Source organism: Acinetobacter sp. ANC 4910 (assembly GCF_004331035.1).
In the GTDB taxonomy this organism is placed as follows: domain Bacteria; phylum Pseudomonadota; class Gammaproteobacteria; order Pseudomonadales; family Moraxellaceae; genus Acinetobacter.
On record NZ_SJNT01000001.1, the window covers coordinates 198,370 to 221,081 of the forward strand.

22 protein-coding genes are annotated in these 22,712 nt (G+C 41.4%); 9 read left to right on the forward strand and 13 right to left on the reverse strand.

Annotated features, from left to right (window positions below; all coding sequences use genetic code 11):
- Nucleotides 1–365 precede the first annotated feature (365 nt).
- On the reverse strand, nucleotides 366–1,142 hold the full coding sequence (locus E0H82_RS00910; protein ID WP_131262577.1) for a class II aldolase/adducin family protein: 777 nt from the start codon (nucleotides 1,140–1,142) through the stop codon (nucleotides 366–368).
- 488 nt (nucleotides 1,143–1,630) lie between these two features.
- Here E0H82_RS00910 and E0H82_RS00915 point away from each other — a divergent pair, with 488 nt between their 5' ends.
- Nucleotides 1,631–2,599 carry an MBL fold metallo-hydrolase gene (locus E0H82_RS00915; protein ID WP_131262578.1) on the forward strand — a complete coding sequence of 323 codons (969 nt, stop codon included), beginning with the start codon at nucleotides 1,631–1,633 and terminating at the stop codon, nucleotides 2,597–2,599.
- A gap of 123 nt (nucleotides 2,600–2,722) precedes the next feature.
- Here the strand turns inward: E0H82_RS00915 and E0H82_RS00920 are convergent, their stop codons facing one another.
- The 4 genes from E0H82_RS00920 to E0H82_RS00935 form a co-directional block, all read right to left on the reverse strand.
- Nucleotides 2,723–3,403 (reverse strand): DUF799 domain-containing protein, encoded by a 681-nt coding sequence (locus E0H82_RS00920; protein ID WP_131262579.1) that lies wholly within the window; start codon nucleotides 3,401–3,403, stop codon nucleotides 2,723–2,725.
- Nucleotides 3,400–3,777, reverse strand: coding sequence for a DUF4810 domain-containing protein (locus tag E0H82_RS00925; RefSeq protein ID WP_131262580.1), 378 nt, complete (start codon nucleotides 3,775–3,777; stop codon nucleotides 3,400–3,402). The genes E0H82_RS00920 and E0H82_RS00925 overlap by 4 nt, the downstream gene beginning before the upstream one ends.
- A gap of 13 nt (nucleotides 3,778–3,790) precedes the next feature.
- Nucleotides 3,791–4,462: a CsgG/HfaB family protein gene (locus tag E0H82_RS00930; RefSeq protein WP_131262581.1), complete on the reverse strand. Its 672-nt coding sequence runs from the start codon at nucleotides 4,460–4,462 to the stop codon at nucleotides 3,791–3,793.
- A 97-nt stretch (nucleotides 4,463–4,559) separates the two neighbouring features.
- The gene (locus E0H82_RS00935) at nucleotides 4,560–5,141 is read right to left on the reverse strand and encodes a LysE family translocator (protein ID WP_171458244.1); all 582 of its coding nucleotides are present in this window, start codon (nucleotides 5,139–5,141) and stop codon (nucleotides 4,560–4,562) included.
- A 461-nt stretch (nucleotides 5,142–5,602) separates the two neighbouring features.
- Here E0H82_RS00935 and E0H82_RS00940 point away from each other — a divergent pair, with 461 nt between their 5' ends.
- The gene (locus tag E0H82_RS00940) at nucleotides 5,603–7,216 is read left to right on the forward strand and encodes an oleate hydratase (protein WP_265937184.1); all 1,614 of its coding nucleotides are present in this window, start codon (nucleotides 5,603–5,605) and stop codon (nucleotides 7,214–7,216) included.
- Between the two features lie 110 nt (nucleotides 7,217–7,326).
- Here the strand turns inward: E0H82_RS00940 and E0H82_RS00945 are convergent, their stop codons facing one another.
- Nucleotides 7,327–7,518: an NF038215 family lipoprotein gene (locus E0H82_RS00945; protein WP_131262584.1), complete on the reverse strand. Its 192-nt coding sequence runs from the start codon at nucleotides 7,516–7,518 to the stop codon at nucleotides 7,327–7,329.
- Nucleotides 7,519–8,057: 539 nt separating this feature from the next.
- Here E0H82_RS00945 and E0H82_RS00950 point away from each other — a divergent pair.
- The 5 genes from E0H82_RS00950 (at nucleotide 8,058) to E0H82_RS00970 (ending at nucleotide 13,662) form a co-directional block, all read left to right on the forward strand.
- Nucleotides 8,058–8,606, forward strand: a complete 549-nt coding sequence (locus tag E0H82_RS00950; RefSeq protein WP_131262585.1) for a TetR/AcrR family transcriptional regulator — start codon at nucleotides 8,058–8,060, stop codon at nucleotides 8,604–8,606.
- Nucleotides 8,607–8,623: 17 nt separating this feature from the next.
- Nucleotides 8,624–10,273: an MFS transporter gene (locus E0H82_RS00955; RefSeq protein ID WP_010326227.1), complete on the forward strand. Its 1,650-nt coding sequence runs from the start codon at nucleotides 8,624–8,626 to the stop codon at nucleotides 10,271–10,273.
- Nucleotides 10,274–10,305: 32 nt separating this feature from the next.
- Nucleotides 10,306–11,466: an HlyD family secretion protein gene (locus E0H82_RS00960; RefSeq protein WP_131262586.1), complete on the forward strand. Its 1,161-nt coding sequence runs from the start codon at nucleotides 10,306–10,308 to the stop codon at nucleotides 11,464–11,466.
- Between the two features lie 62 nt (nucleotides 11,467–11,528).
- A complete protein-coding gene (locus E0H82_RS00965; protein ID WP_005399951.1) occupies nucleotides 11,529–12,398 on the forward strand; it encodes a 1-aminocyclopropane-1-carboxylate deaminase/D-cysteine desulfhydrase in 870 nt (289 codons plus the stop codon).
- A gap of 64 nt (nucleotides 12,399–12,462) precedes the next feature.
- Complete coding sequence (locus tag E0H82_RS00970) at nucleotides 12,463–13,662, forward strand: NAD(P)/FAD-dependent oxidoreductase (protein ID WP_131262587.1); 1,200 nt, start codon at nucleotides 12,463–12,465, stop codon at nucleotides 13,660–13,662.
- Nucleotides 13,663–13,752: 90 nt separating this feature from the next.
- Here E0H82_RS00970 and E0H82_RS16735 read toward each other — a convergent pair whose 3' ends face one another.
- The 6 genes from E0H82_RS16735 to eat all read right to left on the reverse strand — a co-directional run bounded on the left by E0H82_RS16735 (nucleotide 13,753) and on the right by eat (nucleotide 20,223).
- Entirely contained in the window at nucleotides 13,753–13,887 is a 135-nt protein-coding gene (locus E0H82_RS16735; protein WP_265937160.1) for a hypothetical protein, read from the reverse strand.
- 146 nt (nucleotides 13,888–14,033) lie between these two features.
- A complete protein-coding gene (locus tag E0H82_RS16490; protein ID WP_165492901.1) occupies nucleotides 14,034–14,192 on the reverse strand; it encodes a hypothetical protein in 159 nt (52 codons plus the stop codon).
- A 61-nt stretch (nucleotides 14,193–14,253) separates the two neighbouring features.
- On the reverse strand, nucleotides 14,254–15,933 hold the full coding sequence (locus E0H82_RS00975) for a mechanosensitive ion channel (RefSeq protein ID WP_131262588.1): 1,680 nt from the start codon (nucleotides 15,931–15,933) through the stop codon (nucleotides 14,254–14,256).
- 615 nt (nucleotides 15,934–16,548) lie between these two features.
- Nucleotides 16,549–17,364, reverse strand: coding sequence for an ethanolamine ammonia-lyase subunit EutC (gene eutC, locus E0H82_RS00980; RefSeq protein WP_131262589.1), 816 nt, complete (start codon nucleotides 17,362–17,364; stop codon nucleotides 16,549–16,551).
- Nucleotides 17,365–17,379: 15 nt separating this feature from the next.
- Entirely contained in the window at nucleotides 17,380–18,765 is a 1,386-nt protein-coding gene (locus E0H82_RS00985; protein ID WP_131262590.1) for an ethanolamine ammonia-lyase subunit EutB, read from the reverse strand.
- A gap of 12 nt (nucleotides 18,766–18,777) precedes the next feature.
- Complete coding sequence (eat, locus tag E0H82_RS00990; RefSeq protein ID WP_131262591.1) at nucleotides 18,778–20,223, reverse strand: ethanolamine permease; 1,446 nt, start codon at nucleotides 20,221–20,223, stop codon at nucleotides 18,778–18,780.
- Nucleotides 20,224–20,472: 249 nt separating this feature from the next.
- Between eat and E0H82_RS00995 the strand changes: the two genes are divergently transcribed.
- Nucleotides 20,473–20,895 carry a hypothetical protein gene (locus E0H82_RS00995; protein ID WP_131262592.1) on the forward strand — a complete coding sequence of 141 codons (423 nt, stop codon included), beginning with the start codon at nucleotides 20,473–20,475 and terminating at the stop codon, nucleotides 20,893–20,895.
- An 80-nt stretch (nucleotides 20,896–20,975) separates the two neighbouring features.
- Here the strand turns inward: E0H82_RS00995 and E0H82_RS01000 are convergent, their stop codons facing one another.
- Entirely contained in the window at nucleotides 20,976–21,737 is a 762-nt protein-coding gene (locus E0H82_RS01000) for a ferredoxin--NADP reductase (protein ID WP_131262593.1), read from the reverse strand.
- Nucleotides 21,738–21,822: 85 nt separating this feature from the next.
- On the opposite strand from E0H82_RS01000, the gene gigC reads away from it, so the two are divergent.
- Nucleotides 21,823–22,701: a LysR family transcriptional regulator GigC gene (gigC, locus tag E0H82_RS01005; protein ID WP_131262594.1), complete on the forward strand. Its 879-nt coding sequence runs from the start codon at nucleotides 21,823–21,825 to the stop codon at nucleotides 22,699–22,701.
- Nucleotides 22,702–22,712 lie beyond the last annotated feature (11 nt).

Below are 22,712 nucleotides of genomic sequence, written 5' to 3' on the forward strand. Positions count from 1 at the left end.
ATTAAGGGCGTAAATTCTCTATATTGAAAAACGAGTGGCGCGTAAATTTTGCGTAAATTTTTTAAATACCCAAAATTATGGATATAAAATTAACATGAAAAAATAAGAAGATACCCTCAATTGTGTGGCCACCAGCAAAGTGTATAACTTGAGTCCTGACAAGCTAATGCTCTTAATATTATGTAGGATTGGTGATTGCTCGCTGAACGTGAAATATTTGAAGTCAGATATCAACAAGCGTAATAAACCTAATTTATTCTCAAATATCTACTCATATATATTCATCACTTTAACGCAAACTTATTCATGCCTGAAATACCAGAACATGAATAAGTTTGCTAAAAGCTTCCCGTATTTTTTAAGATTTATGAACAGTATTCATCATGCTGGTTTTCAATCAGAGAAAGCGCAGCATTCCATGCTTTCAACATCACCACTTCAATAATTTCGCTTTCAAATTGTTGAGTGGTATGTTGGCGTACGGCTTCTGATGGAAAATGTAATTCTGAGCCACCTGCCATCGCTTTAATTTGTGCTTGGCAAGCGCGCTCTAAGAAATAGATTTCATGGAAAGCACGCTGAATACTATCACCCACGGTTAATAGACCATGATTACGTAAAATCATGGCACGGTTTTGACCCAAATCTTTTACCAAGCGCTCACGTTCTTCTGTGCACAATGCCACGCCTTCATATTCGTGATAGCTCACTTTGTTATAGAATTTTAAGGCATGTTGAGAAAGTGGCAATAATCCATGTTTCTGAGCAGAAACTGCAATACCATCCGCAGTGTGAGTATGAATGACACAATGCACATCTTTACGTGCATGATGAATGGCTGAATGAATCACAAAGCCAGCGGTATTGACCATTTTACCTTGGTCATAATCTGCAACAGTATTACCGTCATAATCAATTTTCACCAAATGAGAAGCTGTCATTTTTTCAAATGGAATACCATATTGATTAATGAGGAAATGACCTTCTTCGTTGGGCACACGTAGACTGATGTGCGTATCAATTAAATCCGTCATACGGAAATGTGCAATTAAGCGGTATAACCCTGCAAGTTGGCAACGTGCTTCCCATTCCGTTGCAGATACGACATCTTTTAGACTTTTCATTGCTTGTAAACTTGTCATCACTTAATCCCTGTTTTATATCGCTGACGCATACTTGAGTAAATTAGAAAAAATCGTGTCAAACCATTATTTTGAAATAAGGTTTGTCATGTATGCTTTCATTTACCTCATCTTAAAATGAATCTCTCGTTTCTTCGTCATTTCAGCATCTGTCCATCGACACTTTTATGGCTTATATCAGAAACAATTCATTCTTAAAAAACATTCTTTACCATCCATTTCTTTGAGTCTTGAACGATTCTGCTATTTTTAAAGCTATTAATGTCTTTAAATGAACGTAGTCATCCAACGTCTGCTTAGCGTGGGCTCAACGCATACTGATTTTATGTGAATATAAATTAGGCTTTATCCCTTAATAGCAAAACAAAACATCCACCTTTATTTCTTTAAATTTTAAAAGCTAATGTCTAAAACAGAGCCAGAAAATTGCTGCGGAATCATTTACATGTTAAAAATAAAAGACTTTATAATTTTATATATGAATCCAAATGAATAAATATATTGCTGCGACTTTCATCTGCACAAGTTTGATCAGCCATGCTGCATTTGCCACTTCACCTCCCGCACCAATTCAACAGCAAAAACAAATCGCAGGCTATTACCAATATCAAGCGGGTGACGTGCAAATCACAGCCCTGCTCGATGGCACCAATTTCATGTCACCGAAGCTATTTCAAAATCTTCCAGAAAAAGAAGTGCATGCCATTTTAAAGAAATATGCTGCCGACCAAGCCAAAGGCGTACAAACCTCCATCAATGCCTTTTTGGTCAATACAGGCAATTCACTGGTTTTAGTGGATAGTGGTGCAGCAAGCTGTTTTGGCACACATTTAGGTTCAGTTTTAAACAACTTAAAAGCATCTGGCTATCAACCAGAACAAGTCGATACCATTTTACTGACCCACCTACACCCAGACCATGTCTGTGGAATTAGTCAAAATGGCGTTGCCAACTTCCCCAATGCCACAGTGTATGTATCGAATGATGAAGCCAACTATTGGCTAAACCCGAAACAAATCGACAAAATTCCTAAAGATAAACAAGCTGGTTATGTCGGCACTGTGGAAAAAATTAAGCAAGCCATAGCCCCTTATCAAGCCAAACAACGCTTCAAAACCTACACGTTGGGCGATGAGATTCAGGGCTTTAAAGTGATGAATACTGCGGGGCATACACCGGGACATTTTAGCTATGCGCTAAAAACCAAAGATGAGACGGTGGTGTTTATTGGCGATATTGTACACTCGCATACGGTGCAGTTCGACAAACCAGAAACAGCGATTGATTATGATATCGACCCGAAAAAGGCAGTGCAAACTCGCTTAAAACAATTTGCTGCATATGCAAAAGATGGACAAACCATTGCAGCACCGCATTTACCTTTTCCCGGAATTGGACACATCTATTCAGCAGATGGAAAAAGTTATCAGTGGATTCCTGTGCATTTTCAGGATTAACTCTTAAATAAGCCTTCTTCCGTTGGGATAAATAATACTATTCCAAAAGGGCTGAGAATGAAAAATCATCCCCCTATAAGCAGGTTGAATCATAAAAATCCCCTCATGCGAGGGGATTATTTTTTACTGCTGTGGGCTCATCGAATTTTGTACGAAATTCGGAGAACGCGGCCCATATAATAAACCTTTCTGCTGTACCAACTGCGGAGCATATAACTGCGTACTCACACTGTTAGAAAGCATATAAGCTTTATCCGATAAGTGATTTGAAATTTGGTCAATCAAAGCACCAACCAACATCCCCACCAAACCCGCGTTGCTATTATTATTGGCCTGTTGGATTTTTTCCTGACCTTCCCATAATAATACTCCCGTTTTTAAATCCACCAATTTTGCCTCGACCGCGACGGTCGAAACGGATTGAATCACCTGATACTTAGAACCATATTCTTTGACTTTGATATACAGTGCAGCATCCGCTCCAAAAATTTCATTAAGTTTTTGAATTGGAATTTGCTGTGCATCATAACCATTGGTTACGCCATTTTCTTTAAATAGCGTATCCACCACAGAAATGGGAAACACGTAATAACCAGCTTCTGCCACAGGTAAAGTTACGGTAGACCAATATCCATAGGTTGCCCGTGTATCGGGTGACTCATTTACAGGCGGCAATACCAAAATAGATTTTGGCATATTGGCATGATATACAGATAAGTCACGTTTACTTTTTGGTGCCGTAACACACCCCGTAAGCAAGATCGCTGCAAGCCCAAGTACGCATAGTTTTTTCAAATTTTTCACTTCGCACCCCCAACAGCAGATTGAGCGGTCATTTTTTTCAAAAGACGATCCATTAATACTGCCGACTCTGGGTAGGTTTGGCGTTCAAGCTCAAAATACTGAACGGCACGTGGCCCATTATTGATATTTAGGTTCAATAAACCCAAATGTGCATACAAGCCCGGTGGCACTGCTGCATTTTTGGCTTTGGCTTTTTCAATATCTTTTTCGAGTTTGCCAATCTGTTCTTGTGGAGACGTCTTTTCTGGCAGACTCAACATCAAATAAGTTTGCTGCGGGTATTCGCCCCAGCTGTAGAGTGTTTTTGGCGCTGAAACACAGCCCACCAAAGTCATGGTGCAGATTGCACCTAAAACTAATACGATTTTTTTCATTGATTCAAACCAATTACTGCACAGACCACTTATTGGTTTGAATATCCAACACCAAATTATTGACCGCTTCACGTACAGCCAAATCTAATACTTTACCGTTTAAAGTTGAATCATATGAAGCGGTAGAACCAAAACCTAAAATTTCACGTTCGCTCAGTGCATACTCACCTGCACCTTGCACAGAGTGGACAATTTCTGCTGTTTTCACATCCACAATATTTAAGTTCACTTTGGCATAAGCAATTTGGGTTTTACCACGGCCCAATATGCCAAAAAGCTGATGATCGCCGACTTCTTTACGACCAAATTCAGACACGTCACCTGTTAATACATAACGTGCGCCTTTAATGGCTTGAGAAGATTTGGTGAAGCCAGCTTCTTGTTGTAATTCAGCAAGGTTGTCACGGTTTAGGACAGAGAAATAGCCTGATTGCTGTAAATGCGTTTCTAAAATGGTTTTCGCTTGACCACCTAAACGGTCAACATTGTCTGAAAAAATGCCCCGCATGTAGCTCGAGCGGTTGTCAAATTTCCCTACAGAAACAGGGGTTTTAGTTCCAGTGTATTTGACTGTCGCCACTGCCGCTGTCACTTGTGGAGCTTGAATTGTTTTTGAGGTTTCTGTTGTTGAACAGGCAGATAATGTTAAAGCACTAAATACTGCTGTAAAAATAATTTTTTTCAAGAGTTATCCCACTGATATTTATTAAAAATCAGTGGAATTATAACAAGTTACATTCTGGTTACATATACAAAATTAAATATTGTTGTTCTAAAAGGTATTACTTCATTCCAAAAATAAGTTTTAACCCAAGTAAAGTCATCACCCCACCCGCTACACGGTCAAAAATAGCTTTCGATTTTAAATAAACTTTACGTGGGCCTTCTGCCGATAAAGCAACCGCAACCAGTGAATACCAACCTGCATCAATAAAGAAACACAGCATAGGTAATACAACATAGAAATAGGTAGGAATATCTTTCGGCAATAAAGCCGTGAAAATACTCGCCAACACAATCGCAATTTTCGGGTTACTCATTTGTGTAATTAACCCCAATCGGTACGCTTGTTTATAGCTCATTGGAGCTGCTTCACCATTCGTGGTTTCCATTGGCTCCTTAGCATGCTTAATAATTTTAAATGCCAGCCAAAGTAAATAGATACCGCCACAGATTTTTAAAGCGAGATACGCCGAAGGCACTGCCAATAGAATAGCTTGCAAACCCATTACCGCCAATAAACCGAACAACGCGGCGCCTGTTCCTGTGCCCAATGCGGTAAACAAACCGTGTTTACGCGAAATCGCAATTGAGTTTTTCGCCACATAAATAAAGGTTGGCCCGGGGCTAATTGCACCTAACATTAAAGCTAAGGTAATTGAACCTAATATAATGAGCGATTCCAAAGAGCACCTCGATGCATTGGGATAAAAATGGGTGCATCATTTTAGACAAAATTTGCACCAAAACCTATCAAAAAATATGCTTAGCACAATAAAAAATGCTTTAAATCGCATAATCCAAATGGATTCAGTTATGTTCAAGGTTATTATTTAAATACACCTGTAAAGTATTTCAAGAACGCCTAAAAGACGGGCTTAATTAGAGCAATTATTCAATATAATATTTATTATCATACATTTAGAATTATACCACATGAATTTTTCATTGTAATTTGATAACTTTTTTCTCCATAAAAACTTTTTTTTGATCAAAATTTCACATTAAATTTTCACATTTTTTTCATAGTATTTTTACACGCACAATCACATACTAAAAACATGGTTTTATTTTACTTTCTGATAAAAATGATACAAGAGGGTTCATCATGCCGAATAAAACATTCGACGCCAAACAAACACATCTCTGGCTCGTTGGAGGTGGCATTGCAGGTATGGCGGCAGCAGCCTTTGCCATTCGTGATGCACAAGTCCCTGCCAAAAATATTCATATCCTAGAAGAATTAAATATTACGGGTGGCTCAATGGATGGCGGTGCAACACCTGAAGCTGCACATGCGTGGGTTACACGCGGTGGACGGATGCTGACCGATGAAACCTATTTATGTTTATGGGATTTATTTTCGACTATTCCCTCTTTAGAAAATCCAGACATTTCTGTACGTGAAGAATGTCGCGAGTTTAATGAGAAAGTGAAAACCCACGCCAATGCACGATTAATTGATGCTAAGCACAATATTTTGGATGCGGAAAAATTAGGTTTAAGCAATTTACATCGCGCACAAATGCTACGCTTATTGGCATCAAAAGAAGAGCGCATTGGCAGCCGCCGTATTGATGAGTTTTTTGATGACTCTTTTTTCCAAAGTAATTTTTGGCGTATGTGGCGAACCACTTTCGCATTTCAAAAATGGCATAGTGCGGCTGAATTAAGACGTTATTTCTTACGCTTTATTCAAGAACTGCCTCGCATTCATACTTTGGCTGGCGTAAAAAGAACCAAATACAATCAATATGATTCGATGATTCTACCTTTACAGCGTTGGTTAGTTGAACAAGGCGTTGATGTGCGCTTTGGTAATTATGTCACTGATGCGGACTTTCGTACGGATGAAACCACACAAGAGCGTCGTGCGACCAAACTTTATGTCACATTACCTGAAGGCAAAGAAGAAATAGAGCTACAACCGCATGATCTTGCTATTTTCACCTTAGGGTCAATTACTGCCGACTCACGTTATGCCGGCAACGATGATGTTCCCGCATTAATTCGAGATCGCCAAGATCATGGCTGGCGTTTATGGGAAACGCTTTCCAAAAAAGCACCTGATTTTGGCCGACCTATGAGCTTCTATGGCAATGTGGATGAACACAAATGGGAGTCTTTCACACTAACCATGAAAGATGATGTGCTACTGAAACGTATTGTTGCCTATACAGGTAATGAACCCGGCACAGGTGCATTAATGACATGGTTTGAGTCTGGTTGGCATTTGTCCATTGTAGTGCCTGCACAACCCCACTTTGCCAATTTACCACAAGGTAGTTTTACCCTCTGGGGTTACGGTTTCCAAATCGATCATATTGGCGATTACATCAAAAAACCCATGTCCGAAGCCACTGGTCAGGAAATCTTAACGGAGCTGATCAAACAGTTAGGTTTTGACGACATTTTGGATCATGTTTTGGCAACCACCAATGTCACAACGGTCATGATGCCGTATGCCTCTGCCCTATTTGCCTGCCGCAAACCTGGAGATCGTCCTTTAGTGATTCCAAAAGGAGCACAGAATTTTGCATTCTTGGGGCAATTTGTAGAAATTGAAGATGATGTGGTCTTTACCGTCGAATATTCAGTACGCGGTGCCATGCTTGCTATCTATGAGTTTTTCGGTGTAGAACGAGACATACCTGAAATCTATAATGGTTTACTCGATCCTAAAGTTGGATTAAAAGCTTTAGAAGCAGTTTTCCACTAATCACTTGAATGAAAAAAAGAGCGTCACTCAGATGCTCTTTTTTTATTTAATCTGCTTTGAATCACTATTGCCTTCTCAAGTTCAGTGAAATTCATCAAGATCCGATAACACTAAGGTTGCGAATGATCGACATGAGGCTTTTGCTCACGAGCCATCGACTGATAATCATGATCAGCCACAGGTACGCCCCCTATCACCATGGTTCTAACCATCGTTTGAGGTTTATTCAGATCATCCTTTGCATCACAAGCCGTAAGCAACCCTGCCATAATACAAATCAACACGAAGGATATTTTGTTCATCACATCCCCTCTTTTTCATTCTTATTGTTCTTTCAGCATAGCACTTTTATTTTTCCAATCCTATCGACTTTGTTACAACTTTTATCCATCCACATGATGGTTCTGCACGTATTTTATTTATTTTAAAAAACTTCAATTATTCACAGATAAAACAATAACATGAATGATTTAAGTGAACCCAAATTCGACTTAAATATTTATTCGATGTGTTGAAAAAAATTATCTTGACGGCGTCTTATCTTGTTTTATTCAATTTCTTCATCAGCCTGCGGCTCGTCCTAATTTTGTTGAGGCAAAACCATTGTCTTCTGTAAAACCTGTTCATTTTTGGATTTGTTCAAATATAACCAATACACATTATCTTATTCAGCCCATGCAGGTTGCAGATGCCGTTTCCGAGTCGCCTATGTCTTCTCGAAATTAGATTTAACTCGAAGAATATAAAGTAATTTACAAAATCTTACAGGATTGAATATTTACAACGGACACTTTTGTCCGTTAAATATTACAACAGCCTTGCTAAAAGATACGTGCTCATCATGACCATTCGCCGACAACGCGCTGCCCAAAACCGCGAAGAATTATTGGAAGCTGCGGTTCAAGTCTTTCGTACTCAAGGCATTAATGCGCCATTGCAAATGGTGATTGATGCAGCCAATGTTGGTCGTGCGACGTTTTATCGTAATTTTGCCGACCGTCGTGCGTTGGTGATTGCATTGATGGAACAAGCCTTAGAGCGTCTCGCAGTTCGTGCAGAAGCGTTTTCTCAATATGAAGATGGTTTTATTCGTTTAATTGAAAACCATGTCTATAACTTACCGTATTTGACTGCACTGATGGAATACTGGCGGGTGATTGAGCGTGATGATCCAGTCATGGTCGATATCTACGCGCGTCGCGATGCCATTTTGCAACCGCTGATTGATCAAGCCATTCAGCACGGCGTGTGTCGCCCCGATTTAACCACCCAAGATTACGCCATGATTACGGCTATTTTAAGGACTTCATTTCAGGGACTGACCGATACAGAACAACAGCAACTTGCACAACGTGCAATTGAGCTGTTACTCAATGGTATTCGGGCATAAAGTAGAGGTCACAACTCATGACACAGCCTCCGCGTTTACTTGAACCCGCGCCAAACTGGACCCCCGAAGAAAAGCCAACCCTGCCCGGCTCTCCTGCCGTGATCGCACACTCCACACCTAAGCGCTTCATATATTTTTTTATTGGCTTATTTGTCGCATTGTCTGCGAGTCTTAGTAATGGTTTTATTACTGCAAATTTGCCCTTAATTCAGGGTGAATATGGACTCACTCCTTCTGAGGTGGCATGGATTCCTGCGGCTTATGTCATGGCAAATGTCAGTGCTAACCTAATTCTATTTAAAGCCCGTCAGCAATATGGTCTGCGTCTATTTTCTGAAATTGGTCTACTGATTTTTATTGCGGTTTTGGTTTTACACGTCTTTGTGCATACCTTTGAAATGGCGGTATTGGTACGTTTTATTAGCGGCATGGTTGCAGCACCTCTCAGTTCCTTAGGCATGTATTACATTATGCAGGCCTTTAAGCGAGAAAATTTTGGTCGCAGTATCTATTTGGCTTTGGGCTTTCAACAGCTCGGTATTCCCTTAGCATGGATCATTTCTCCCTATCTCATTGACGTGAATAACTGGAATGTCCTGTATACCTTTGAAATTGGGTTAGCCCTGTGCTGTTTCGCAATGGTGGTGTCGCTTAAGTTGCCGCGCAGTTTAAGAATTGCTGTTTTTGAAAAGCAGGACTTCTTCACCTTTGCACTACTTGCACCTGGTTTTGCCTTTTTGTGTATTGTGCTGACCCAAGGACCAATCTTGTGGTGGTTTGAAGCAAAGTGGTTGGCGTACCTTTTAATTGCAGGGTTCAGCCTAATTGTGATTGGTTTGGTCTACGAGCATTATCGGGTCAATCCTCTGATTATGACGCGTTGGCTGGGGACATCATCTACGCTTCGTTTTATTATCGGTGCCTTTGCAATTCGCTTCTTAATGTCGGAGCAAAGCTATGCTGCGGTAAATTTTCTCAAAACTATGGGCATGGGCCCCGATCAATTTGTTCCGCTCTATGTGGTGATCTTTTTCGGCATCGTGTCTGGAACCTTATTTAGTGCCATCACTTTTTCACGTGAACGGATTATTTGGCACCTGCTGTTAGCAGAAGCTTTGGTGTTGATTGCTTGTGGGTTGGATTTTCACCTCACCAGCGATATTCGTCCTTCCAACTTTTACGGTAGTCAGTTTTTGGTGGGCTTTGCCAGTGGTGTTTTTATTGGCCCACTCTTGATCACAGGGATCTTAAGCGCCATGCAAAAAGGTCCCACCCATATTGTCACGTTTATTGTTTTATTTTCAGCGACCCAAACTTTTGGTGGCTTAGTCGGTTCATCCTTTTACTCCACCTATCAACAGGTTCGAACTCAAAACTACCGTGCCGAAATGATTCAACAACTGCCCGAAACCAATCCATTGATTGCACAGCGTCTTTTAGCGTATCAACAAAGTTCGCATAGCTACACGCTCGATCAGCAGTTAGAGCAGCAACAAGCCTTAAAAAATCTAAATCAGGTGGTAACCCGAGAGGCTCAAGTGCGTGCCTATAACGATGTGATTAGCTTCAATGGCGTCGTGGCCATGCTGCTGTTGCTGTGGGGAACATTACTGATTGCACGGAATCAATACCAACTGCGCCAACAAGCGAAAATCGGTCATACCTAATGCCACTGCTCCCTATTTATTGAGAAATTGTTATGTCTGAAGATCAAAAACCAGCAGCTCCGACTGAAACAACCGAAACTTCTGAAAATGCGGCTGAGGCTGAACAGCCGACGGCAACAGCAACAACGGTTACGCCACCTTCGAGCAAACTGATTCCAACAGCGAAACGTACGCTAATCTTGATGTTTTTAGTACTCATCATCGGGATTGGGATCATTTTATGGGCATGGAAAATTGGGCCATTTGACAGTACCGTTGAGTCAACCGACAACAGCTATGTCAAAGGCAAAACCACGGTGCTTTCTTCGCAAATTAACGGCTATGTCAAAGATGTGTTGGTCAGTGATTTTGATCACGTCAAAAAAGGACAGGTATTGATGCATATCGATGCCACCACCTATGACCAAAAAGTCACACAGGCTGAAGCAGGAGTGGATCAAGCGCAAAATAACCTATCTAATCAAACCCAAAATATTGCACAGCGTAAAGCCGATATTATCGCGGCAGAAGCCAAGGTCGAACAAGCGCGAGCAGCGTATCAATTGTCACAAGCACAACAACAGCGCTATCAACAGTTGGGAGACACAGGTGCAGCGTCTAAATCGGAACAAGACAAAGCCTTTGCCGATACCCAAAATAATTTAGCCTTACTGCAACAAGCACAGGCCAATGTATTGGTGGCAAAAGAAGCGCTCAAAACCGCGCAAGTGGCTGAAACAGGACTCAAAGCGCAAGTAACCAATGCCGCGGCACAACTGGATCAAGCCCAAACCACCAAAAACTACAGCAGTATTATCGCCCCGATGGATGGGCAACTGGGTGAAGTCAATCCGCGTGTGGGACAATATGTGGCAGCAGGTACACAATTGCTCTATCTGATTCCACAACAGACTTGGGTCACGGCTAACTTTAAAGAAACTCAAATTGCCAATATGAAAATTGGGCAAAAAGCATGGTTCACGGTAGATGCCTTAAATCATCAGAAATTTACAGGTCATGTCGAACAAATTTCCCCTGCGGCAGGCTCAGAGTTCAGTGTGCTTAAAGCTGATAATGCTACGGGTAACTTTACCAAAGTGGTGCAACGCATTGCGGTACGGATTGCGATTGACCCGAATCAAACGGGCATTGAAAATTTACGCCCCGGCATGTCCGTAATTAGTTCGGTCGATACTCAATCTGCACAGCATTAACCCTGTACAGAAACCACGACTTTTCACTTACACTATGCTCTGAGCCAAGTTGATAAAATCCTATGTTTGACCAGATTGCACAGTCCATTCCCTATCAGCACATAAGCGTTGGTGGGATCAATATCAGCATCAAACGTTTGGACTTGGTCCATCCACACATTTCAGGCAATAAATTTTTTAAACTGAAATACAATCTGTTGGCGGCACAGCAACAGGGCTATAAAAAACTCCTGACCTTCGGCGGAGCATATTCCAATCATATTGCCGCGACGGCCTATACAGCGCAGTTATTTGGATTTGAAAGTTTAGGCATTATTCGAGGTGAAGAGCTAGCCAGTAAACCCTTAAACCCAACTCTAAATACAGCACAGCAATTCGGCATGCAGTTGCAGTTTGTGACCCGTGAAGCCTATCGACAAAAGCAAAGCCCAGCATATTTAGTGCAGTTACAACAAGATTATCCTGACTATTATGTGATTCCTGAAGGAGGGACGAATTCCCTTGCCATTCAAGGCTGCACAGAAATTCTTTCTGATGAAGATCGACAAAATTACGATCTGATTTGTTGCGCTGTGGGGACGGGTGGCACCATTGCAGGTCTGATTGAAGCCAGTACTTCACAACAGCAAATTTTGGGCTTCTCCGCACTCAAAGGCGATTTCCTAAGCACCGAAGTCGAACAACTGACCGAAAAAAGGAATTGGCAAATCACCGACCAATATTGCTGTGGGGGCTATGCCAAAACCACGCCTGAACTACTGCAATTTATTCAAGACTTTGAGCAGCAATATGACATTGCACTGGAACAGATTTACACAGGCAAAATGCTGTTGGGCTTAACCGATTTAATTCAACAAGGTGCATTTGCACTAGATCATCGCATTTTGGTGATTCATTCAGGTGGGCTGCAAGGTCGTTTAGCCACGCTTTAGATAGTCCTGAAAAAGCAAAAAAGATGGTCTATAATGCCCTGCTTTATTCTCCCGTGAGTGTGTCATGTCCACAAATCAATATGATGTCTTAGTTTTAGGTGCAGGTGCATCTGGCTTAATGACAGCCTATATGGCAGCTCAACGCGGACGTAAAGTGGTGGTGGTAGAAAAAGCCAATAAAGTCGGTAAAAAAATTCTCATGTCGGGTGGCGGTAAATGTAACTTTACCAACCTTTATGTCGAGCCAAGCAACTTTATTTCACATAATCCGCACTTTGTAATTTCAGCCCTGACCCGCTATACCAATTGGGACTTTATTGGTCTCGTTTGTGAGTACGGCATTGAATATGAAGAACGTAAACATGGTCAGCTCTTCACCCTCAATGGCGCTAAAGAAATTTTAGCCATGCTATTGAGCGAGTGTGAAAAAACAGGTTTGGTCGACATTAAAACCAACTGTGAAGTAAAAGCCATCACTGCACTAGAAGAGCAGGGTTTTCAAATTGCCACAACACTAGGGTATTTTGAAGCCGAATCTGTGGTGATTGCATCGGGTGGTTTATCTATTCCGACCTTAGGCGGCTCAGGGATTGGCTATGAAATTGCCAAACAATTTGGCCACCATGTATATCCAACTCGCGCAGGTTTGGTGCCTTTTACCTTTTCAGATAGCTTTAAAGAAGTGACCACACGCTTAAGTGGCAACGCGGTCGATGCGACTTTATCGAATGACTTAAACGCTTTCACTGAAGCCCTTTTATTTACTCATCGTGGACTCAGTGGGCCAAGCTCGCTACAACTGTCGAATTATTGGGATGTAGGACAAAGCTTCAAAATTGACTTCATACCAAGTGTGGATTTGCAAGACTACTTAAAAGCCAAGAAGCACAGTCAACCCAAAGCCCTACTTCGCACTTTACTGGGTGAACATTTCCCGAAAAGTGTGGTGGTTGAACTGCAAAACCTGATTTGGCCTGAAATAGCTGAAACAGCGATAGGTCAGCTTTCGGATGAAAAACTGGAGCACATTGCCACGCGCTTACATGCATTTGAAGTCAAACCATCAGGAACCGAAGGTTACCGTACTGCTGAGGTCACTTTAGGTGGCGTAGACACCACTGAAGTGTCGTCGAAAACCATGGAAAGTAAAAAGCAAAAAGGCTTGTACTTCGTCGGTGAAATACTGGATGTTACAGGACATTTGGGCGGCTTTAACTTCCAATGGGCATGGTCATCTGCGCATGCCGCATCAGAATATGTTTAATCGTTTTATATAAAAAAACAGGCAGTGTAAATTTACATTGCCTGTTTTTATTTGAGCCAGCCTATCATTAATAGACTGAAATCTCAGCCGTTATTCTAAATAGTCGGTACGCAATAAATGTACTTGCGGATTGGCATGCACACGCTGAATGGCTTTTTGCATTTGATCTAAACTTTGTTCTGTATCAGTTAATACATTTAAACGTGTCAACAAAAATTTTAACATTGGAATTCCTTTCGTTTTATCTTTTTAGTTCTAAAAATTTAATTCAGAAATATGTCAGCCGTATTAAACTAAATACTAAATGATGCTGAATATTTTATATCAATAACACAATAAAATTTAAAATGCGACTCTCTCAGCATAAAGTATTAGCCCTTGTGTTTTGTTGAATCCTCTGTTTGATTAGCATTGGGGTGTGCCGACTGCTGTGCAAAAATAAATTTATACGCACTGACTAAAAATCCGAAAGTGATTCCCGCAATAATGATTGGGGCAATAATCTTATTCGGTGCCTTATTCTTCATCATTTTTCCTCATGTGTAAGATCGACCAGTCTAAGCATGATCGATCTCGACAAAATTCAACACGTTATTTCGGGTCATCTTTTGGCTGAATATCAATATCCTCTTCAGCTTCACCTGTAGAACCGTATGGATTATTTAAAGGCTTATGCTCAGGGTCAACCAGTAGATCATCTGGGACAACCGAATCATTATGCGGTGTTACAGGGGTGTGTTCCGTCACGTGTGCAGATACCGTAGAACTCGGTGTTTTGGGTTGTGGATTAGGTTGCTTCGCCTGCTTTTTCGCACAATCAATCAAATCCGTCAAAATACGTTCCGCAGGCTGACGCCCGCCGAGGCCAAAGGCGAGTGCAAATGCCACAGCGACAGCCCCTAAGGTTAAACCAAAAGCCAAGTTCACAATCGAATCAGCAATTCCCATCGCCCTTAAGCCCATAGCAATGACTAATCCCATAATCAGCACACGAACCAAATTGGCTAACCAAAGCGAACTCTGATATTCACCACGTTGCACAATATTTGCCACCAAGTTTGCCAACCAAAATCCAATGACTAAAATAACCGCACCTAATAGAATATTGGCACCAAACTGAATAAACATGGAAATCAGTAGGCTGACTTGCTCTAAACCCAATCGATTGGCTGCTTCTGATACTGCAAACAACATGGTAAAAAATACAATGAAATAACCCACTACGCAGGAAATTTTCGTGGTGCCTAAAAAGCGCTGTAGGTCAAGTTTGGCAGGAATATCATCAACACCTGTCCCAGAGACCACATCCACCACCAAATTTGCCACAAACCGCGAAACCACATAGGCAATAATCAAAATTAGCCCAGCTGCAATAATTTGCGGAATTGCATTCATAATTTCATACAACATGGCTGTTGCTGGTTGTGAAATTGAATCAATACCCAACGCTTCAAATGCAATAATTAAGGCAGTAATAATAATAATTGCAGATACAAATGAGCCTAGGACATGAGCCAAATTCGAGTTCTTAAACAGTCCGATTTTTTGTGCTTGCTTCTGCAAATCTAGACCTTGCACCAGTCCTTCGAGAATGCCTCGAACAATTTTTGCCAAAATATAGCCCACAAATACAATCACAATGGCAATAAACAAGTTCGGTAAATATGAAATGGCTTCATTCAACATATTTTGAATTGGGAACAGCAAACCATTTAAACCTAGAATCGAAAGTACAATTGGCAGGAATAACAACAAGATTAGCCAGTAAACAATCTCACTGATATTTTGACTGATTGGACTGACACCGACATCTTCACTCAGTTTTTCATCGAGCTGAGTTCGATCCAGTAATTTTTTCAACCCGACTTTCACCAAGTTGGCAAAAATCCAGCCAATAAAAGCCACCGCTGCCGCTGCCAAAAGCTGAGGAATAAATAACAAGAACTGCTGGATCATATTACTGAATGGCCCACTGACACTGGTCAGATTTAAGACATTCAATGCACCAATTATGGCTATCAGCAGCACAATCCAAAAGACAATTCTAGACACGATGTTTTCAATATTGGAACGATGTCCCGTTGCACCAGAAAGCTTTTGATTGGTGCCTAATTTAGATAATACTTTCTTCACCGCAGCAGCGATCACTAAAGCGATCACCCAACCAATGAGCAAAATAGCAACAGCAGACAAAATCGGATGTAACTGATCCCAATAATACATCCCATTCATTTCAGGGGTTCTCATTCCCCCTTCAAAAAACTCATTCATGTCTATTCCCTCTTCTTATTTCTGTTAATGACTGATTCCATCAAGAGCTTGATTGTTGTATTCATAAAAGTATGGAGGTACTTCATTACCATAAAATTTGTATTTTTTTTAATCAACAGCATGTGCAGAATTACAACAAAAGGGCACATTCCAATAGCAAAAAAGCTCTAGCTTATTAAGCTAGAGCTTTTATTTTATAGACATCATTCAGTTAAATTATCCGTTTCAACTCAAGCAAATTTACCCTGAATCGTTAGATCGAACCCCGTCTCCTAGTATTGCTTCAAAGACATTCCCCGTTGCACATTCTTAACTTGGCGTTCCGCTTGAAAGCATATACACCACAAGTGCCAAGAAAAAAATACCCACTAAGATTAGCATGTACACTGGTAAGCGTTTTTTTTGTCTTATTTCTTCAGCACTCGCGACATGAGGCGGTTTATTGAAATCATGTACCATGTTCCCCTCACTCAATTCATTCCTTGTTGAATTTTTATACTAACAACAAAAAGTATGAAATTGTGTGACAAAGCATTATGTGATCGTGAGCGCTTGTAAATTTTCCATAGAACGAGCAGCTTAGCTTTTATTTTGGTTTAGCCTAATGTCGCTCTTTTAGAAAATACCATGCAGCAATTGGGGTTGCCCCTGCTCAATCACCATTTCGTGTTCATCTTTTAAATTCACACCAGAGAATTGTAATTGTTTTGACTTAGACATCAGGGCAATCAGGCGTTGTACCGCTGTCACTTCATCCAAACCTGCTGGGCGCACATTAGAAATACAATTACGCATGGCATCATGACAGCCTTTTTGAGCTTGCCATGTATAGTAAATACCCATGCTATCTGGAGAACTCAAGCCTGGGCGCTCTCCAATCAGCATGACCAACATTTGTGCATTTAAAATTTGGGCAATTTCATCTCCCAAAGCAACTCGGCTTCCCGTTGCAACCACGATGGGTGCCACAGACCAACCTTGCTGGGCACACGCATCTAACATTTTCGAGATAAAACTTACGGCATTATCTTCAATGGCACGTGCAGATAAGCCATCACCTGCCACAATTAATACATCATATTGTGTTTGCTCAGATTGGATTGCTGTAAGCATTTGCCGTGAAGTCGCCGAAAGTTCTCGCCCCAAATCTGGACGTTTCAAATAAGTATCTTTATCGACTGCACAACTACAGACTTGTACAAAAGTCAGACTCTGCTGCTCAAATTGCTGTTTTAACACGGCGATATTGAGAGGTTTTAGTACAGCATCCTTGGCTTGGGCATGCGCCAATTGAAACTCCAAAAGAGGACGAGTCGGAAGACTTCCTCCTGTGCGCCCCAAGGCAATTCTGGCATCGGTAAACTGTTTCAGTTGTTCCCAACTGTTTTGTTCAAATTGCTGTGGATACTGAACATCATAATGTAACTTCATCCATATCTCCCCAAACTAAGACATCAGCAAACGTGAGAATTTTTCAGGCATGTGCTGTGGCCATTCCAGCTTTGAACATTGCTGTTTTAATATACCCTGCTGCTCTAACCAATAGGCAAATTCAGGTGCTGGCGCGAGTCCTAAAAGTTGACGAATGTATAGAGCATCATGGAACGATGTGGTTTGATAATTCAACATCACATCATCTGAACCTGGAATGCCCATAATAAAGTTAATGCCTGCATTGGCTAATAAAGTGAGCAAAATATCCATATCATCTTGATCTGCATCGGCATGATTGGTATAGCAAATATCACAGCCCATTGGGACGCCAAGCAATTTTCCACAGAAGTGGTCTTCCAAGCCCGCACGGATAATTTGCTTACCGTTATATAAATATTCAGGGCCGATAAAACCCACCACTGTATTCACTAAAAATGGCTTGTACTTACGCGCCACTGCATAAGCTCTGGCTTCTATGGTTTGTTGATCTACCCCATGATGAGTTTGACTCGACAGCGCGCTGCCCTGACCTGTTTCAAAGTACATGACATTTTGCCCAACGGTTCCCCGCTTCAAGCTGAGTGCAGCGTCATAGCCTTCTTGTAGCAAAGCTAAATTAATCCCAAAGGCGCTATTGGCTTGCTCGGTCCCTGCAATTGACTGAAACATCAAATCAATCGGAACGTTTTTGTTGGCAAGTTGAATACCTGAACTTACATGCGTCAGTACGCAAGATTGGGTTGGAATATCATATTCGTGAATAATGTAATCTAGCAGCTTTAATAGTTCAGACAGGTTTTGCAAGTTATCGGTCGCGGGGTTAATCCCAATCACCGCATCACCATTGCCATACATCAGCCCATCCAAAATGCTGGCAGAAATTCCCAAAACATCATCGGTGGGATGATTCGGTTGTAAGCGTGTGGATAAATGTCCTTCTAAGCCAATGGTATTGCGAAACTGGGTAATCACGCGGCATTTTTTTGCCACCAAAATTAAATCCTGATTCCGCATAATCTTGCTGACGGCGGCCACCATTTCTGGCGTTAACCCAGCTTGTAGCACAGTCAATTTTTCCGTAGTAGCATCAGCACTCAGCAACCAATTACGCAAGTCACCTACTGTAAAATGCGAAATTGGATAGAATGCATCGGCATCATGTTCATCTAAAATCAGACGGGTCACTTCGTCCTGTTCATACGGAATCAGCGCTTCATTCAAAAACTGTTTTAAAGGCACATCTGCCAAACACATTTGTGCAGCAACACGCTCGGTTGCATTCTGGGCTGCAATACCCGCAAGCTGATCTCCCGAGCGCTCAGGTGTAGCCTTTGCCATCAGCGTTTTTAAATCTGAAAAAACATAATGTTGATGAGCAACATCAATCCGATAAATCACGGCCCACACTCCTTATGTATTAAGTTCTTGTTCTGCTGCCTGAATATTGGCAAATTCTTCTTCTGGGGTGCCTGCGACCAAATGATGACGGCTATACAATAAGAAATAAAGAATAAACACCGCATAAATTGCGGCTGCCATAAACCACACTTTCGGATCCACCACAAAACCTGCAACCGTCGCTGTAGCCGCTAAAACCAAGGCAATCGAAGCGGTGACAATTCCACCAGGAGCTTTGTAAGGACGTGGCATATTGGGTTTTGCAATTTTTAATTTGATGTATGCCATCATCATTAGCACATAAGAAATAGTGGCACCAAACACTGCCATCAAAATCAGCAAATCGCCTTCACCAGATAAAGACAGCATAAACCCAATCACGCCAGGAATAATGATGGCTAAATGCGGTGCATGGTTTTTATTTGTTAATGAAAGTTTCTTGGGTAAATAACCTGCTCTAGACAAGGCAAAAATCTGACGTGAATAGGCATAAATAATCGAGAAAAAACTCGCAACTAAACCTGCCAATCCGACAAAATTAACAAAACCTGCCAACCAAGTATTTTCACCATAGACCACTTTTAACGCATCCACCAATGGTGCACCTGATTCTTTTAAGGTATCTGCGCCTGCGGCACCCGCACCCAAAAATAAAATGGCTAAGGCAAACACGGCTAAAATCAGCATTGAACCGATCAAGCCTCGTGGTAAAGATTTATGTGGTTCTTTGGCTTCTTCAGCCGCCAAAGGCACGCCTTCTACCGCCAAAAAGAACCAAATGGCATAAGGCACTGCTGCCCAAATGCCTAAGTAGCCCAAAGGCAAAAATGCACTTGCCCCAATTGCATCAGTTTTGACAGGAATATTGAGTAAATTCTGGCTGTCAAAGTGTGGCAACATCGCCACAATAAAGACCATTAATGCTACGGCAGCCACGGCGGTAATAACAAAAATAATTTTTAAGGCTTCTCCCGCACCTTTAAGATGAATCCCCATAAAAAACAGATAGCAAAGTAAATACACAAACCATCCGCCAATCCCAAACAAGGACTCACAGTAAGCACCAATAAATACCGCAATTGCCGCAGGTGCAATCGCGTATTCAATCAGGATTGCGGTTCCTGTTAAATATCCAGCCAATGGTCCAAAAGCAGTTCGGGCAAAACTATAACCTCCTCCCGCTGTAGGTAACATGGTCGACATTTCCGACATGGCTAAGCACATACATAAATACATGATCGCGACAACAATGGTGGCAATAAACATCCCACCCCATCCACCTTGTGCCAAGCCAAAGTTCCAGCCTGCAAAGTCCCCAGAAATAACATAGGCAACGCCCAGCCCAATAAGTAGCAGCCATCCGACAGCACCCTGCTTGAGTTTGCGTTGGGCAAAATATTCTGTATTGGAATGATGATCTAAATTGGCTTCTGCAACTACACTTTTAACATCTGACATAAGCACCTCGCCCTCGCTTGATGCTAAACACAAATGCATAAGCCATACCAATTTTGACTTTTAGTTCAAAATGATTTGTATTTATTTATAAAAACAGCAGCTTATTTAGCTTAAAAAAGGAAGCCTCTTAGCGTAGTTCCAAGCATGGTGACAGACTAAGAGCACTTCAAAGAATATGTAACCAATCTGCCGCATTAAAGTGAAATTAGAGTATAATTATCCACCTCATTTTAAATGCTCCTAATCTTTATGGCGTATAGTCAACAAAGTGTCACACTTGATCTTGACACCGACGTCACACATCAATGTTCACTACACTACACACGTGATCAGCATCTGATTGGTATTATTGAATTTACCAAACCTAGCTATGTGCTGAAATGGGGCGATTTAGAATATTTTCGTCGTCGCACTGAAGAGTTTTCAGTCATGCCCTTTCCAGAATGTGTAAATGCCATGGTTGTTGATATTCGCAATATTGCCGCATTCTTGGACAATGAAGTTCCAATTCTGCCTTGGCGCTTACTGGAAGAGGATTGTCCTGTGCGATTAGTGGTTCCACAAGACCGTCTGGAATATTATGCAGGTCTGTTTGAACCCATTTGGCTCAGTACAGATTTAGACAGTGCCATTTATGAAATTCGTGATTTTATGGATATGTTCGTGCACTAAATTGTAGTGACAAAAAAATCCTCCCAAATGGAGGATTTTTTATTTCTCATTCAATCTACTCATGATCGAATAGAATGATTTTACCAATAATTTTCGACTGCAATATTGCCTTCACCACGGCGATTCATCGTTAAACCCCGTGCTTTTAATGCTTCTTTGGTATCTTCCACCATTTGTGGATTACCACACAACATTACATGACTGGTCGCAGGATTCAGTTCGCAGCCAACAGCCTGTTCCAATGCACCATTCTCGATCAATATCGGCAAACGATCATGCAACGTGGCTTGCGGATCACGGGTCACAATAGGCACAAATTTAAAACCTGTATGCCCTTCTCCGAAAGTTTCTGCAATCTCTTGAATACGTTCGACATAAGCCAATTCGGAAGCAGTACGGACACTGTAGACCAAATGAATTTTTTGATATTTGCTCCACGTTTCGAAGTCTTGCAGCATGGAAACAAAAGGTGCCAAGCCTGTGCCTGTCGCCAATAGCCATAAATCCTGCGGTAAGGGCAATTGGTAACGGGTAAGGGTTAAAAATCCGTAAGGAATTTTTTCTAAATACAGTTCATTGCCCACTTCTAAATGCTGCAAGTTAGACGTAAATGCTCCATCTGGCACTACAATTGAAAAAAATTCTAAGGTTTCGTCAAAGGGTGAAGACACTATTGAATAAGCACGTACCACCAGTTCATCACCCACTTTTAAGCCAATGCGGGCAAATTGACCTGCGGTAAACTTAAAATGTGCAGGACGTGTCATGGTGAAACTAAATAAAGTATTGGTCCAACGCTGTACAGATAAAACCTTTTCTACGCTAAATTTTTCAATTGACATGATTTCGACGTGGCATCAAAGACTGTGCTCATGTTAGCATGACAGCATAATTTATTAATATTTTTTAAATGTTAAGGCTACATTCATGCGCATGACTTTACGCCAATTGGCTGTTTTTGTAGCAGTCGCTCAAGAAGGCACCGTGACCAAAGCCAGCGACGCGGTGAAGTTGACTCAAAGTGCTGCAAGTATGGCACTGGCAGATCTAGAAGATGGTTTAGGGGCTCCGCTATTTGACCGTTTAGGCAAACGTCTGCAATTGAATGATTTAGGTCGTTTTCTATTGCCACAAGCGCTTGAAATTTTAGGGCGCTGCGAAGCCTTTGAACAAGCCGCTAAAGGCGAATTACAAAGTATCGATTTGCGTTTAGGGGCAACCTTAACCATTAGCGACTACTTAATGCCTGACCTGATGGCTAATTTTTTACAAATTCAACCACAAGCGCATTTACAACTTCAGGTTGGAAATACGCGCCAAATGATTGAAGCAGTGAATCAATTCCAATTAGATCTTGCTTTGATTGAAGGTTCTTGTCATTTACCTCAGTTACAATGTATCCATTGGCGTGATGATGAACTGGCAGTGTGCTGTGCACCTAGCCACCCTTTGGCACGCTTAAATCGTGAACTCAGTCCTGCCGACTTTGACAATGTAGAATGGATTCTACGTGAAGAAGGCTCAGGTACACGTGAAGTCTTTGATAATGCTATCTTACAAGACTTACCAGATGCCAATATTCGCCTTACCCTTGGGCACAACGAAGCAATTCTTAAAATTGTTGCGGGCGGTTTAGGCATGTCGTGTATTTCTAAACTCGCGATTGAACCTTTACAAGATAAAGGACATTTGGTGGTACTAAATACACCATTCTGGCAACTCTCACGACCATTATTCATGTTGGTACATCGCCAAAAATATCAAGGACCAGGTTTAAAAGCCTTTATGAAATTCTGTGAAGGCTAACCCCAATTGTA